The organism is Streptomyces sp. Y7 (assembly GCF_043195415.1).
Taxonomy (GTDB): domain Bacteria; phylum Actinomycetota; class Actinomycetes; order Streptomycetales; family Streptomycetaceae; genus Streptomyces.
This window is the reverse complement of sequence record NZ_JBIDDQ010000001.1, coordinates 654,471-667,964: the sequence shown is the minus strand read 5'-3', so window position 1 is coordinate 667,964 and position 13,494 is coordinate 654,471. Positions and strand designations below refer to the sequence as shown.

The 13,494-nt window shown below is 73.3% G+C and carries 14 protein-coding genes; 5 read left to right on the top strand and 9 right to left on the bottom strand.

Annotation, left to right across the window (positions count from 1 at the left end):
- Nucleotides 1-70 precede the first annotated feature (70 nt).
- The 3 genes from ACGFW6_RS02795 to ACGFW6_RS02785 are packed head-to-tail and all read left to right on the top strand — an operon-like array spanning nucleotide 71 to nucleotide 2,135.
- Entirely contained in the window at nucleotides 71-580 is a 510-nt protein-coding gene (locus ACGFW6_RS02795; RefSeq protein ID WP_393503924.1) for an SRPBCC family protein, read from the top strand.
- Nucleotides 577-1,635, top strand: a complete 1,059-nt coding sequence (locus ACGFW6_RS02790) for an LLM class flavin-dependent oxidoreductase (protein WP_393503921.1) — start codon at nucleotides 577-579, stop codon at nucleotides 1,633-1,635. Before ACGFW6_RS02795 ends, ACGFW6_RS02790 begins: the two co-directional genes overlap by 4 nt.
- Nucleotides 1,632-2,135, top strand: coding sequence for a winged helix-turn-helix transcriptional regulator (locus ACGFW6_RS02785; RefSeq protein ID WP_393503918.1), 504 nt, complete (start codon nucleotides 1,632-1,634; stop codon nucleotides 2,133-2,135). The genes ACGFW6_RS02790 and ACGFW6_RS02785 overlap by 4 nt, the downstream gene beginning before the upstream one ends.
- 16 nt (nucleotides 2,136-2,151) lie before the next feature.
- Here the strand turns inward: ACGFW6_RS02785 and ACGFW6_RS02780 are convergent, their stop codons facing one another.
- Nucleotides 2,152-3,564, bottom strand: coding sequence for a M1 family metallopeptidase (locus ACGFW6_RS02780; RefSeq protein WP_393503915.1), 1,413 nt, complete (start codon nucleotides 3,562-3,564; stop codon nucleotides 2,152-2,154).
- 49 nt (nucleotides 3,565-3,613) lie between these two features.
- Here ACGFW6_RS02780 and ACGFW6_RS02775 point away from each other — a divergent pair, with 49 nt between their 5' ends.
- A complete protein-coding gene (locus ACGFW6_RS02775; protein WP_393503912.1) occupies nucleotides 3,614-4,162 on the top strand; it encodes a YciI family protein in 549 nt (182 codons plus the stop codon).
- A 4-nt stretch (nucleotides 4,163-4,166) separates the two neighbouring features.
- Here ACGFW6_RS02775 and ACGFW6_RS02770 read toward each other — a convergent pair whose 3' ends face one another.
- From ACGFW6_RS02770 to ACGFW6_RS02760, 3 genes are all read right to left on the bottom strand, one after another.
- Nucleotides 4,167-5,498 carry a cytochrome P450 gene (locus tag ACGFW6_RS02770; RefSeq protein ID WP_393503909.1) on the bottom strand — a complete coding sequence of 444 codons (1,332 nt, stop codon included), beginning with the start codon at nucleotides 5,496-5,498 and terminating at the stop codon, nucleotides 4,167-4,169.
- A gap of 274 nt (nucleotides 5,499-5,772) precedes the next feature.
- Nucleotides 5,773-7,383, bottom strand: coding sequence for an MFS transporter (locus ACGFW6_RS02765; RefSeq protein ID WP_393505058.1), 1,611 nt, complete (start codon nucleotides 7,381-7,383; stop codon nucleotides 5,773-5,775).
- A gap of 243 nt (nucleotides 7,384-7,626) precedes the next feature.
- Nucleotides 7,627-8,223 (bottom strand): TetR/AcrR family transcriptional regulator, encoded by a 597-nt coding sequence (locus tag ACGFW6_RS02760; protein WP_393503906.1) that lies wholly within the window; start codon nucleotides 8,221-8,223, stop codon nucleotides 7,627-7,629.
- A gap of 184 nt (nucleotides 8,224-8,407) precedes the next feature.
- On the opposite strand from ACGFW6_RS02760, the gene ACGFW6_RS02755 reads away from it, so the two are divergent.
- The gene (locus ACGFW6_RS02755) at nucleotides 8,408-9,331 is read left to right on the top strand and encodes an NAD(P)-dependent oxidoreductase (protein WP_393505056.1); all 924 of its coding nucleotides are present in this window, start codon (nucleotides 8,408-8,410) and stop codon (nucleotides 9,329-9,331) included.
- Nucleotides 9,332-9,383: 52 nt separating this feature from the next.
- On the opposite strand, the gene ACGFW6_RS02750 is transcribed toward ACGFW6_RS02755, so the two are convergent.
- From ACGFW6_RS02750 to ACGFW6_RS02730, 5 genes are all read right to left on the bottom strand, one after another.
- A complete protein-coding gene (locus ACGFW6_RS02750) occupies nucleotides 9,384-10,604 on the bottom strand; it encodes an RNA polymerase sigma factor (protein WP_393503903.1) in 1,221 nt (406 codons plus the stop codon).
- Between the two features lie 7 nt (nucleotides 10,605-10,611).
- Entirely contained in the window at nucleotides 10,612-10,965 is a 354-nt protein-coding gene (locus tag ACGFW6_RS02745) for a YciI family protein (protein WP_393503900.1), read from the bottom strand.
- A complete protein-coding gene (locus ACGFW6_RS02740) occupies nucleotides 10,962-11,456 on the bottom strand; it encodes a VOC family protein (RefSeq protein WP_393503897.1) in 495 nt (164 codons plus the stop codon). Before ACGFW6_RS02740 ends, ACGFW6_RS02745 begins: the two co-directional genes overlap by 4 nt.
- A 125-nt stretch (nucleotides 11,457-11,581) precedes the next feature.
- The gene (locus tag ACGFW6_RS02735) at nucleotides 11,582-12,223 is read right to left on the bottom strand and encodes a response regulator (RefSeq protein ID WP_393503894.1); all 642 of its coding nucleotides are present in this window, start codon (nucleotides 12,221-12,223) and stop codon (nucleotides 11,582-11,584) included.
- Nucleotides 12,220-13,425 (bottom strand): sensor histidine kinase, encoded by a 1,206-nt coding sequence (locus tag ACGFW6_RS02730; RefSeq protein WP_393503892.1) that lies wholly within the window; start codon nucleotides 13,423-13,425, stop codon nucleotides 12,220-12,222. The genes ACGFW6_RS02735 and ACGFW6_RS02730 overlap by 4 nt, the downstream gene beginning before the upstream one ends.
- Between the last annotated feature and the right edge of the window lie 69 nt (nucleotides 13,426-13,494).

Sequence of the window (13,494 nt, the reverse complement as noted above, 5' to 3'; positions counted from 1 at the left end):
TTGACGCAGTCAGTCTCGTTACGCAACTCTGGACGTCAATGGCGCTGGGTGCGGAAGGGGTTGGTGCGGGGTGGAGTGGACGGGCGCACGCTATGCGGACAAGCCCACGGTCGAGGTCCGGGCGTGGATCGACGCGCCGCCGGACCGGGTGTGGGAGATCGTCTCCGATGTGTCGCTGATGCCGGGCATGAGCGACGAGCTCCAGTCGGTCCACTGGCTCGACGGCGCGTCCCGGCCCGCGGTCGGCGCCCGCTTCGTCGGCCGCAGCAGGCACGAGGCCCTGGGGGAGTGGGAGACCACCTCGCACGTCATCGAGTGCGACTCCCCGAGCGTCATCGCCTGGGCCGTCGACGACCCGTCCCGGCCCGCCGCCGTCTGGCGCTTCCGGCTGGAGGGCAAGGACGACGGGACCGAACTGTCGGAGTGGATGCAGCTCGGACCCGGCCGGTCCGGGCTGTCCTTCGCCATCGACGAGATGCCGGACAAGGAGCAGAAGATCGTGTTCGTGCGCATGCGGGAGTTCGAGCGCAACATGACCGCCACCCTGGGGCACATCAAGAAGCTGGCGGAGGAGCGATGAGGACCGCGACGACGATCGAGGCGTCCGGGCTCGGTTCCTGGCGAGGGCAGGCGGACTTCGTCGCGGAGGCCGAGCGGCTCGGCCTCGACATCTGCTGGGTCGCCGAGGCCTGGGGCTCCGACGCGCCCTCCGCCCTCGGCTACTACGCGGCCCGCACCGAGCGCATGCTGCTGGGCTCCGGCGTGATGCAGGTCGGCACCCGGACGCCGGTGTCCCTGGCGCAGACGGCGATCACGCTCTCCAACCTGTCCCAGGGACGCTTCCTGCTGGGCCTCGGCCCCTCCGGCCCCCAGGTGATGGAGGGACTGCACGGCGTCCCCTTCGCCCGCCCGCTGGCCCGCGTCCGCGAAACGGTCGAGATCGTGCGGCAGGTCCTCGACGGCGGGAAGATCGACCACTCCGGCGAGGAGTACCGCATCCCGCTGCCCGGCGGGGACGCCGTACCGATGAAGCTGTCGATGCGGGCCGAACACCCCGTGCCGATCTACCTGGCCGCCCTGTCACCGGCCATGCTCCGGCTCACCGGCGAGGTCGCCGACGGCTGGCTCGGCACCAGTTTCGTGCCCGAGGGCGCGGCGGACGCCTACTTCGCCCCCCTGGACGAAGGGCTGGCCCGCGGCGGACGTGCCCGCGCCGACCTGGACGTCTGCCAGGGCGCCGAGGTGGCCTTCGCCCCCGACGAGGAGGCGCTGAGCGCCATGGTGGCCGGCCGCAAGAAGGAACTCGCCTTCAGCCTCGGCGGCATGGGTTCGGCGTCCACCAACTTCTACAACCGCGCCTACAGCCGCCAGGGCTGGGCCGACGTCGCCGCGGAGGTACGGCAGCGCTGGCAGGCCGGCGACCGGGACGGGGCCACGGCGCTGGTCACCGACGACATGGTCCTCGCGACGACGCTGATCGGCACCGAGGACATGGTCCGCGAGCGGCTGCGCGTCTGGCGCGACGCGGGCGTGGACACCGTCCGTCTGTATCCGGCCGGTGCGGATCTCACCGCCCGCCTCGACACCCTGGGCCGCGCGATCGAGCTGGTCCACGAGGTCGGGGAGCGGACATGAGCGCGCGTACGTCCTTCGCGAACTGGCCGTGCTCCATCGCACGCACCCTGGACGTGGTCGGTGACGCCTGGACCCCGCTCGTTCTCAGGGAGGCGTTCTACGGCAGCCGCCGCTTCGACGAGTTCCAGGGCGAGTTGCGGATCGCCCGGAACACGCTCACCGACCGGCTCCGCCGGCTCGTCGAGGCCGGGCTGCTGGAGAAGCGGCTCTACGAGAGCGAGCCGCCCCGTCACGAGTACCTGCTGACGGAGCAGGGCCGGGACCTCTTCCCCGTCCTCGCCGCGATGGCCCGCTGGGGCGACCGCTGGCTCGCCGGCCCCGAGGGACCGCCGATCACCCTGCACCACGACGCGTGCGGCCATGACGCGCACGCCGAGGTGGTCTGCTCCGCGTGCGGAGAGCCGATGCACGCCGACGACACCGTCGCCCGGCCCGGCCCCGGCTACCCGGACCGCCTCAAGTCCCGGCCCGACGTGCGCCGCCGTTTCTCGCTGCCGTGACGGGAGCCGGCCGTCGTCAGCGGATGCGGTGCTGCTCGAAGAAGGGGGTGAGGTCCTGGTCCGTCACGGACCGCGCGGCTCGCTCGAACGCGGCGGTGGTGGAGACGCCGTACCAGTGGTCGCGGGCGTACCGCTTCAGGAGCCGGGCCATGGTGTCCGCGCCGAGCGTGCGCTCCAGGTCCGCGAGGGCGCAGGAGCCGGCCGTGTAGACCAGGTGGTACTCGCCCCGGTGCGCGGCCCAGTACGCCATGGAAGCGGTCAGCGCCGTGCGGTCGCTCGGCCAGTCCACCTCCGACCAGCAGTCCCGGGTGTCCCAGCCGTAGAAGCGCGCGTTGGCGTACTGGGCGAAGCTCTCGTCCAGCCAGGGCGCGCCGTACTCGTCGTTGCCGACGATGCCGTACCACCACTGGTGCGCCACCTCGTGGACGACGGCACTGCCCTCGTCGGTGGTGCCGACCAGGACGAGGCCCGGGTACTCCATGCCGCCGCCGAACCCGCTGGTCATCACCAGGTCGATCTCGCCGTACGGATAGGCGCCGAACTCCCTGCCGAACCGGTCCACGGCGGCGGCGCCGTCCGCACGGGTCAGACGCACGCCCGCGGCGGAGGTCCCCGGCGCCCAGTACGACCTGACCCGCACGCCCCCGGGCGTGGTGTCCACCGCGGTACGGAACGGGCCCGCCGCCCAGGCGAAGTCCCGGACCTGCCGCGCGACGCTCACGGTGAGACTGCGTCCGGGCCGGACCGACCGGGTCGAAGTGCGGCCGGTCGCGGGGACCTTCAGACGCGAGGGGTGGTCGAGGGCGACGCGGAAGTCGCCGGCCAGGGTGTAGAAGCTCTCGCCCGTCGTGACATACGGATCGAGGTGCCACCCCTCGGCGTCGTGCACGGCGAGCACGGGCAGCGCGTTGCCCAGGAAGCGGAAGGCGCCCTCGCGACCGAAGCGGTCGTTGCGTGCGGGAACCGCGATGGCCACGTCGAAGGAGACGGACGCGCGCTCGCCGCGGGCGAGGGGCTTCGGCAGGGCGATCCGCAGCGCCGTGCAGCCGACGGTCGGCCGGCCCGCGGTGCCGCCGCGCACCCTGGACACCCGGACCGCGGGCGGCGCGCCGGTGGCGGTGCCGCACTTGTCCACGCCGTTGCCCCACAGGCGTACGTACACCTCACGCAGGGGAGCGGCGGAGGCGTTGCGGAAGGACACCCGTTGCCGGCCGGTCCAACGCGAGCCGTCCGCGTCGGCGCGCAGTGTCACCTCGTAGCGGGGCCGGTCGGGTGTCGCCGGCTCGGCGGCGCGGGCGCCGGGACCGGTCTGTGTCCCCGGTGCCGTCAGGGCCTCGGAGCCGGTGCCGCCCTGCGTCACGACCAACGCGAGAAGGACGACCAGCAGAAGAACCACGGGCCTTGACTTCCACAGGGGTAACGAGGGCATGACAGCGGATGATGCCACAAGGCGTGAAGTATTGGCCCAGACTGGGGGAATGGAGTTCTTCTGCTACCACCGTGACCGGCCCGACTCCCTGCCACTGCGTGAGCGGCTGGTGGAGGAGCACTGGTCGTACATGGACCTGTTCGACGAGCGGCTGATCGCGCGGGGGCCGACGTTCGCGGCGGACGGCGAGACGCCGACCGGCAGCGTGCACATCGTCGACCTGCCCGATGCCGCCGCCGCCCGCGCGTTCGCCTTCGACGAGCCCAACTACCAGGCCGGCGTGTACCGGGACGTGCTGCTGCGCCGGTGGCGCAACCTGCTGGGGCGCACCATGTGGGACTTCCCCGGCGGCCGCAGCGAAGGCAACCGGTACCTGGTGCTGGGTCTCGGCCCGGACGGGACGTCCGAGCCGGCCGGACCGCCCGAGGACGACGAACTCATCGCCTACGGACCGCTGCTGTCCGACGACGGCACCGTCCGGGTGGGCACGGCGGCGCTGGTGCGCGCGCCGGACGCGTCGACGGCGCGCGCCGTGCTCAAGCCCGACGTGTACGCCGATGTCGAGGTCCACGACTGGGAGTTCGGCGGCCGCCGCTGAGATTTCAGCCGGACCGCGGCAGCAGCGTCGCGGGTGTGGGGCCGTCGGGGCGGACCGTGATGCCGTACTTCGCCTTCGCGGGGGTGGCGGAGAACGCCACGACGTGGGCCGGCAGCAGATGTTCGAGCAGGACGGTCGACTCGCGGAGCGCGAACTGCATACCCAGGCAGGCACGGGGGCCGACGCCGAAGGGGAAGTAGGCACCGGTGTGGGTGGGCCGGCCGTCCGGGCTGAGGAAACGCCGCGGGTCGAAGCGCTCCGGATCCGGCCACAGTGCTGGATCGCGGTGCGTGAGGTACGGCGAGACCAGGAGGTCGGTGCCCGCCTCGACCCGGTAGCCGGCGAGGATGTCGTCCGCGGCGGCGTGGCGGGGCAGGATCCACACGGACGGGTACAGCCGCAGCGCCTCGTGCACCAGTGCCTGGATGGCCCGGCGGCGTTCCTCGGAACCCGCTTCGCCGGCGGCGAGTGCCTCCTCACGGGCCTCGGGGTGCTGATCGAGAAGCAGGTACAGCCATGTCAGGGTGCTGGCCGTGGTCTCGTGCCCGGCCGCGAGCAGCGTCACCAGCTCGTCGCGGATCAGCCGGTCGGTGTACTCGGGCCGTTCGGCGCCGGCCTCGGTCAGCACATGCAGCAGCCCCGGGCCGTCCGGGCCGATCTCCCCGGCCCGGGCGGCCTCGATCGCGTGCCGGGCCACCGCGTCGATCCGGGCGAGGTCGTCGGCGACGGCCGTCCGGGCGTCCTCCGCGTCGGCGGGCAGCGCGGGCAGCGCCGCCCCCACGGCCTCGACGGCCTCCAGCTCACGCTGGGTCTCCTCGTCGAGCGGATGGCCGGTGAGGGAGCGCCAGATGGTGTCCAGGGCGAACCAGCGCATCTCCCGCCCGACGTCCAAGGGCCGCCCGGTGCGGGCGTACTCGGCCCAGCGCTCGGCGGTGACGCGTGCCGCCTCGGTGATGCGCCGGTCGTAGCGCCGCATCCCGGTGCCCGTGAACTGGGACTGGAGCAGCCGGCGTTGCCGCTTCCACGCCTCGCCCTCGGCGGACAGCACACCGTCGCCGACCAGTAGCCGGGCGCGGTGCGAGCGCTTGACGTACTGCTCCGGGTGGCGGGCGAGCACGTGCTGGACGGCCTGCGGCTCGGTGACGAGAACGGTGCGGGCGGGTCCGATGCGGAACGCGGCGACACCGCCGACCCGTTCGCGCACCAGGGCGAGCAACTCGATGAGTTCCCCGCCCTGTGAGTGCCACCGCCGCACGAGCTCCGGTTCGGCTTCGGGCACCGGCCGGGCCGTGCCGGGCGGGTGCGGGAGGGAGCCGGTGCCGGCTTCGGTGTCCATGGTCCATCTCCTGGGTGAGCCGCCGGCAGGGGCGGCGTCGGCGCGGGCTGTCGCCACGGACTGTACGGGAGGCGCCACTTGGGGTGGCCATCGCTCCGGGGGCGGTCGGGAGCGCGGCCGGCCACCTCGGTCAGCCGGCGTCGTTCCCCGCACCTCGCGCCAGGCCCTGCGAGGAAGGCCGGCCGATGTCCCGTTCACTCCTCACGGACGCCTCTGGCCCTGCCCAGGACTTCAGGAGGCGAACTCCTGGGCTCCCGGCAGCCGTTGGACCCGGTCAGGCGTCCGCCTCGTGCGACCGCGGACTCGACCGCGGATGCGACGGTGAGGCCGTCGCCCGGTCGGAGCCCTCCGCGGCCGTCCCCGCCGCGCCCTCCGGCTCCTCCGCCTCCTTCGGCGTCAACGCGCGTCCGCCGGGGTGCCGCACGGCGCACAGGAATCCGACGCCGAGGGCGATGGCCATGCCGTAGAACACCCACTGGTTGGCCTCGGCGAAGTCCATGCGGATCGCGTTCATCGCGTTGCGCGTCACCGTCGCGGCGGGACCCGTCCCCGTGGGCGTACTGGAATCGCCCTGACCCGTGATCGACTCGGTGATGTCGTGGGCGACGTCGTCGGCGACATTCGAGGGCAGGCCCCGCGATTCCAGGGTGTTCACCACGTTGGTGTTGGTGACGTGGGTCAGGATCGTGCCGAACACCGCCAGGCCCACGCTCGCCGCGAAGTTGCGCACGGTCTGGGTGACCCCGGTGACCTCGCCGTAGGAGGGGCCGATGGCCCGGTTCACGGCGTCCGTGGACGCGGGGGCCAGGATGAAGCCGATGCCCGCGCCGGCCAGCGCCGCGTACGGCCACTGGTCGTGCATCGAGAGGTCGGTGAGCTCACCGGCCCACAGGGCGAACCCGACGGCGCCCAGGATCGTGCCCATCTTCAGCGCGGGGCGCGCGCCCTGCTTGTCGAGGATCCGGCCGCCCCACTGCGAGGCGATGGCGAACCCGGCGAAGAAGTACAGCAGGAACAGCGCCGCCTGGTTGGGCGAGGCGCTCAGCGACACCTGGGCGTACACGGACGCGAAGAAGAACAGCGGCACGAAGGCGAGCATCGAGAAGAACAGCACGGCCGCGTCCACACTGAACGCCTTGTCCCGGAACACCCGCAGATCGATCAACGGGTGCCGCACGCCCAGCTCGTAGCGCACGAACGCGACGAGGATCGCCAGACCGCCCGCGATGCAGCCCCAGGTCGCCGCGCTGTCCCAGCCCCAGGCCCACGCCTGTTGGAAGCCGAGGACGCACAGGCCCATGCCGACGGCCATCAGCACGGCGCCGGGTACGTCGAGGGTGCCGGGGCGGCGTCGGTCCGCGATCCGCGCCCAGGCGGTCAGGGCGAGTGCCACGATCGCCACGGGAACGTTGACCCAGAACACCGCGCGCCACGTCCACGCCGTCAGCCAGCCGCCCAACAGCGGTCCCAGGGCGGTCAGCGCGCCCGACAGCCCGAAGAACAGGGCCAGGGCCCGGCCGCGCCGCTCGGGTGGGAACACCGCCACCACCACGGCCAGCGCCGCGGGGAAGAGAAGCGCCGCACCGAAACCCTGCGTCGCGCGGAAGGCGATGAGCCAGCCCTGTGCCGCGTCACCCCCGGGGACACAGCCGCACAGCACCGACGAGATGACGAACACCACCGTGCCGACCACGACGACCCGGCGCGGCCCGTACAGGTCCGCGAGCCGGCCGCCCAACGCGAAGAACGCGGCCAGGGACAGCAGATAGGCGTTCACGACCCACTGCATGCCGGAAGCCGACAGACCCAGTTCGCGGACGATGTCGGGGGCGGCGATGGACACGATGGTCTGATCGATGAACGTCATCGCCACGGCGAACATCATCGCCGCCAGCGCCACGGTCTGCCGTGGTCCCGACCGGGATGCGGACGTGGTCTCGCCACGCCCTGGAGACGTGCCACTCACCCGTCCAGTCTGCGACAGACCTGCAGACGTCGCATCACCAGCCACTCGGGGGCGTGCGAGGCACTCGGTCACGCACCGCCGGCGCCCGCTCGTCGCGGACCGACGTACCGTCATGTCCCGGCGGCGGGCGCGGCCATGGCCGCGAGGGCCCGCCCGCGGGCGTCAACCCGCCTTGCTCACCGCGGCGTCGAGCAGCGGGCCGAGTTCCCGGGAGACGGTCGTCAGCGCCCTCACGTCCCGCTCCGCGCGTGCCATGAGGATCGCCCCCTCCAACGCGCTGATCATCAAGGTGGCGAGCCCCGCGGCCCGTTCCTCGGGCACGCCCATGTCCACCAGCGCGCGGCCCACCGGTCCGGACCAGGTCGCGAACGCGGCGGCCACCGCCTCGCGCGTGGAGTCCGTGGACTTCGCGCAGTCCACCGTGGCGGCCGCCACGGGGCAGCCGCCCGCGAAGCCGGCCGCCTCGTACTCGTCGGTCCACTGGCGCACCATCTGCGCGAACAGCCCGCCGGGCGTCGGCTCGGGCAGCGCGGCGAGGAAGCGGGCGACCCGGTTGCCGGCGTACCGGCCCGCCCACCCGACCGCCTCGTTGACCAACTGCTCCTTGCCGCCGGGGAAGTAGTGCTGGAGCGAGCCGCGCGGTGCCGAGGCGTGCACAGCGACCTCACGCATCCCCGTGGCGGCGACACCGTCCCGCCGGATGAGCTGGGCCGCGCTGAAGACCATCCGCTCCCGCGGCCCCCGTCCGGACACCGCCATCCCGACCTCCGTCCCCGTGCATCCGCGCTCCCGAAGCTGCCCCCACCATCCTATGACGGCGGTCATAGCAGCCGGTACTATGACCGCTGTCATAGCGGAGGTGTCCGCTACGACGCCCGACCTCGGCGTGCGCACGCGGCGGACCGCGAGCACGCCGCAGCGGCAACGGAAGCGGCGGTGCATCGTGTACGTGGGTTTCATCGGCCTCGGCGTCATGGGACAGCCCATGGCGCTCAACCTGGCCCGGGCGGGAACGCCCCTCGTCGTGTGGAACCGCAGCCGCGAGCGCTGTGAACCCCTGCGCGCCGCCGGCGCCGAGATCGCCGCGAGCCCCGCCGAGGTCTTCGAGCGGGCGGCGACCGTGATCCTGATGCTGGCCGACGAGAACGCCCTGGACACCGTCCTCGGCCGCGGCACGCCCCGCTTCGCCGCCCAGGTCGCCGGTCGCACCGTCGTCCACATGGGCACGACCGCGGCCGCGTACTCGGCCGCGCTCCAGGACGCCGTACGGGCCGTGGGCGGCCGGTATGTCGAGGCACCGGTCTCCGGCTCCCGGGGCCCCGCCGAACAGGGCGAACTCGTGGCGATGCTCGCGGGCGACGACGACGCCGTGGCGGCCGTACGGCCTCTCCTCGCGCCCATGTGCCGTGAGGCGTTCGCATGCGGCGGCGTACCGGGCGCGCTGCTGATGAAGTTCTCGGTCAACCTGTTCCTGATCACCCTGGTCACCGGTCTGACCGAGGCGTTCCACTTCGCCGACCGGTACGGGCTCGACCAGCGCCTGCTCCGGGAGGTCCTGGACGCCGGCCCCATGGCGAGCGCGGTCTCCAGGGGCAAGGCGCCGAAACTGCTGGCACGGGACTTCGCCGTCCAGGCGGCGGCGGCCGACGTCCTGAAGAACAACCGGCTGATCGCCGAGGCCGCCCGCCGGGCCGACATGGCGTCCCCGCTTCTCGACGTCTGCCACGCCCTGTTCGGTGAGACCGTCGACCTGGGACACGGCGGCGAGGACATGGTGGCCGTCCTGCACGCGCTGGAGGCCCGGACGGCGGGCGGCCACGCACCGGGAGCGGACCCGGACGCCCGGGGGAGCGGTCTGCCCGCGTGAGCGTACGAGCCGGACGCGCGGCCTTCCGCGGACCGCCGGGCGACCGGTTCCCCTAGGAGGACGCCCGTTCCTGGAGCAGCACGCGTTCGGCGGGGTTGGTGGTCAGGCCGAGCGCCAGCCGGTCCGCGTCGCGGGCCTCCTCCGGGCGGTCGAGGGCGCGCAGCAGGTCGGCCCGGGTGGCGTGGAACAGGTAGTACCGGCCCAGGTCCGGGGCGAGGGCGTCCACCTCGGCCAGGGCGGCGTGCGGGCCCGCGGTGTAGCGCAGGGCGACCGCCCGGTGGAGGCGGGTCACCGGTGACGGCGCCAAGTGGAGCAGCATGTCGTAGAGCAGCACGATCTGCTCCCAGTCGGTGTCCTCCCAGCGGGGCGCCTCCGCGTGACAGGCGACGATCGCCGCCTGGAGCTGGTACGGGCCCGGCCGCCGCCGTCGGATGGCCCGCGCCAGCAGCCCGCCCGCCGCCGCGATCGCCTCGTGGTCCCACACGGAACGGTCCTGGTCCTCCAGCCGTACCAGCGTCCCCTCGGGCGTGAAGCGGGCCGCCGTCCGGGCCCGGTGCAGCCGGATCAGCGCCAGCAGTCCGGCCGCCTCCGGCTCGGTCGGCATCAGCCGGTGCAGCAGGGCGGCCAGCCACTCGGCGTCGTCGGCGAGGTCGTGCGACTGCGCCTGCCCGGCGGTGGCGAGATAGCCCTCGTTGAACAGCAGATAGACGACGGCCAGGACCTGGGTGAGCCGGTCGCCCAACTCCTCGTCGGCGGGCACGCGGTACGGGATGCCCGCCTTGGTGATCTTCTGTTTGGCACGGGTGATGCGCTGCGCCACCGTGGACTCCCGCACCAGGAACGCGCGGGCGATCTGCGCCGTGGTCAGCCCGCACACCACCCGCAGGGTGAGCGCGATCTGCGCCTCCCGGGTGAGGGCCGGGTGGCAGCAGGTGAAAATCAGCCGCAGCCGCTCGTCGGGCACCGACACCTCGCCCTCGTCCGGCGGCCACCGCAGTTGCGCGAGCTTGCGCCGGTAGTTCTCCCGGCGCCGCAGGTGATCGAGCCCGCGCCGCCGGGCCACCGTGAACAGCCAGGCGTCCGGCCGCTGCGGAATGCCGTCCTGAGGCCAGGTGCGCAGGGCCACCAGCACGGCGTCCTGCACCAGGTCCTCGGCGGCGTCGAAGTCGCCGGTCACTCCGATCAGCGCGGCGGCCAGCCGGCCCGCGTGTTCCCGGACCACGCGGGCCAGCCGGTCGTGCGACTCGGCCGCCGGAGACGGCGATGCGGTCACGTCTCGCTCACCTCAGCGGTTCGGTCTCCACCGGGCGGATCTCGACGATCGGGCAGCCCGGCCAGGTCCGCACCATGCGCAGCGCCTCGTCGAGGTCGGCGACGTCGATCTCGGCGTATCCACTGACGACCTCCTTGCCCTCCACGAACGGCCCGTCGACCACGACCGGCTCCCCGTCCCCGAGCCGCACGGTCGTGGCTGTCTGCGGATCGCGCAGCTTCTGCCCGCCCGTGATCCTGTCGGCATGCGTGGCGAACCACTGATTCGCCCGCTCGTACGCCCGCGCCCGCTCGGCCGGGCCCATGGCCTGGAGTTCCCGGGAGAACTTCTCGTCGTCCACGAACAGCAGCACGTACTTCACGCCTGGCCTTCTTCCTGGTCGAGCATGGCGGCCATCCGCCGCTCCATCTCCTCGGGCGCCACGTCCTCCACATGCGAGGCGAGGGTCCACCAGTGCCCGTACGGATCCACGATCGACCCGTCCCGGTCCCCGTAGAACTGATCCTGCGGTGCCCGCTTCAGCGTCGCCCCCAGCTCCACGGCGCGGGCGACGACCGCGTCCACGTCCTCCACGTAGACGAACAGGAACGCCGGGCTGCCGGGCAGACCGCCGGCCGGCGGTGCCTCCGTGCCCATCATGGGCAGGGCGTCCTCGACGATCACGACCGAGTCCCCGATCTCGATCTCGGCGTGCACGATGGCACCTCCGGGGCCCGGGAACCGCATCCGCTCGGTGGCCCCGAAGACCTCGCTGTAGAACTCGAGCGCCTTCGCGGCGCCCTGGACGACCAGGCACGGGGTGACCCGGCGATAGGTGTCGGGAATCGGCTTCGGCGCGGATGTCGATGACATGGTTCGCCTCCTTGTGCGACGCGTACGCAGGGCGGGAATGCCCTGCTGCCAAGAAGACGATCGGCGGCCGGGCGGATACGACAGGCACACCGACAACATTCCCGGCCCGGGTACGCGAGCCGCCCTCAGGGCAGCAGTCGCCGCTCCTTCGCCACGGCCACCGCGCCCGCGCGGGTGTCGACACCGAGTTTGTCGTAGATGCGGCGCAGATGGGTCTTGACCGTGGCCTCGCTGATGAACAGGGCCCGGGCGATGTCCCGGTTGCCGATGCCGCGGGCGAGCTGGGCGAGGATGTCGCGCTCACGGTCGGTGAGGGAGGGGCGGGGCCGGCGCAGGCCCGCCATGACGCGGCCGGCCACCGGGGCCGACAGGGCGGTCCGTCCCTGGGCGGCGGCGTGGATCGCGGCGAAGAGCTCGTCGGGGCGCTCGGCCTTGAGCAGATAGCCCGTCGCTCCCGCCTCGACGGCCCGCGTGACGTCGGCGTCCGTGTCGTACGTGGTCAGGACCAGGACGTGCGTGGAGGCACCGGGGGAGGAGGTGAGCCGGCGGGTGGTCTCGACGCCGTCGATGCCCTCGCCCAGCTGCAGGTCCATCAGCACCACGTCCGGGCTGAGCCTCGCGGCCAGCGCGAGCGCCTCCTCTCCGGTGCCGGCCTCGCCGACGACGTCGATGTCCGGGGCGCTGTCGAGCAGGGCGAGCAGCCCGGCCCGTACGACGGCGTGGTCGTCGCAGACCAGGATGCGCACGGGAGCGGGGTCGGGGGTCATCGGGGCGCCTCCAGGGGGACGGCTGCGGACAGGACGGTGCCCTCGCCGGGCGTGGACTCGACGGTCAGGGTGCCGCCGAGCGCGCGCAGCCGGGCCCGCATGGCCGGCAGCCCGTGTCCGCGTCCGCCGTCGGGGGCGGCGGGCAGGGCGGCGGGGTCGAAGCCGTGGCCGTCGTCGGAGACGTCCAGGACGACCGCGTCGTCGAGGACCGTCAGGGTGAGGGCGGCGCCGCCGGCGCCGGCGTGCTCGCGGACGTTGGCCAGGGCGCCCTGCGCGACCCGCAGCAGGGCCGAGCGGACCCGGTCGGGCAGCTGGGGGAGCCGGCCGTCACCGTCGATGTGGACGCGTACGGTCAGATGGGCGCCGGACTCCCGCGCGGCCAGGGCGCGCAGCGCCTCGTCGAGGCCCTCGCCGCCGGCCAGGTCGGCGGGCGCCAGGTCGTGCACGAACCGCCGGGCCTCGGCGAGGTTGTGCTCGGCGACCGACGCGGCCGTGCGGACATGGGCGCGGGCCTTGTCCGGTTCGGTGTCCCACACCCGGTCCGCCGCCTGGAGCAGCATCCGCTGGCTCGACAGACCCTGGGCGAGCGTGTCGTGGATCTCCATGGAGAGCCGCTGCCGTTCGGCGAGGGTGCCCTCGCGGCGCTCGGAGGCGGCGAGTTCGTGCCGGGTGCGGATCAGGTCGTCGATCAGGACACGCTGGCGTGCGGTGTGCCGTTCCATCTGGAGGAAGACGGCGGTGGCCAGGGCGGCGACGGCCGGCGGCGCCAGCACCAGGTTGGGGTCGAAGCGGCCCGAGAGCTCCACCTGCGCGGCCACCACGAACACGGTCAGGACCGCCACGAGAGCCAGGGCCGCGCGCGGCGGCAGCGTGCGCAGGCCCGTGTAGAACAGCGGCACCGCGCACCACGCGAAGCTGGGCGCGAGCACCACCAGGACCATCCACACCGCGACGGTCAGCGCCAGCCACGCCGTGTGCCGCCCGGTGGGCCGCGGACCGGAGTCCCCGGCTCTCGGCCCCAGCAGATGGAGCGCCGCGAGCACCACGGACAGCGCGATGATCCACGGCGTACGCGGTTCGCCGGGGTGGCGCAGCAGGAAGCGCGCGAGTGCCCCGCCGAGCAGCAGGAAGAACGCCGCGTCCATCACGGCACCGAGCCACCTGGTGTCCACGGTGCTCGGTTCGTACGACCGGTTCCCCATCCGGGGCCGCCTCCCTCCCTGCTCGTCGGCGCTGAACTGGGCAAACACCTCCATTGTGGCCCGGCGCGG

Excerpts from the sequence above, each read along its gene's own strand:
- ACGFW6_RS02790 (WP_393503921.1), top strand. The coding sequence starts at position 577 with ATGAGGACCGCGACGACGATCGAGGCGTCCGGGCTCGGTTCCTGGCGA.
- ACGFW6_RS02785 (WP_393503918.1), top strand. The coding sequence starts at position 1,632 with ATGAGCGCGCGTACGTCCTTCGCGAACTGGCCGTGCTCCATCGCACGC.
- ACGFW6_RS02780 (WP_393503915.1), bottom strand. The coding sequence starts at position 3,564 with ATGCCCTCGTTACCCCTGTGGAAGTCAAGGCCCGTGGTTCTTCTGCTG.
- ACGFW6_RS02775 (WP_393503912.1), top strand. The coding sequence starts at position 3,614 with ATGGAGTTCTTCTGCTACCACCGTGACCGGCCCGACTCCCTGCCACTG.
- ACGFW6_RS02770 (WP_393503909.1), bottom strand. The coding sequence starts at position 5,498 with ATGGACACCGAAGCCGGCACCGGCTCCCTCCCGCACCCGCCCGGCACG.
- ACGFW6_RS02765 (WP_393505058.1), bottom strand. The coding sequence starts at position 7,383 with ATGATGTTCGCCGTGGCGATGACGTTCATCGATCAGACCATCGTGTCC.
- ACGFW6_RS02760 (WP_393503906.1), bottom strand. The coding sequence starts at position 8,223 with ATGGCGGTGTCCGGACGGGGGCCGCGGGAGCGGATGGTCTTCAGCGCG.
- ACGFW6_RS02740 (WP_393503897.1), bottom strand. The coding sequence starts at position 11,456 with ATGTCATCGACATCCGCGCCGAAGCCGATTCCCGACACCTATCGCCGG.
- ACGFW6_RS02735 (WP_393503894.1), bottom strand. The coding sequence starts at position 12,223 with ATGACCCCCGACCCCGCTCCCGTGCGCATCCTGGTCTGCGACGACCAC.
- ACGFW6_RS02730 (WP_393503892.1), bottom strand. The coding sequence starts at position 13,425 with ATGGGGAACCGGTCGTACGAACCGAGCACCGTGGACACCAGGTGGCTC.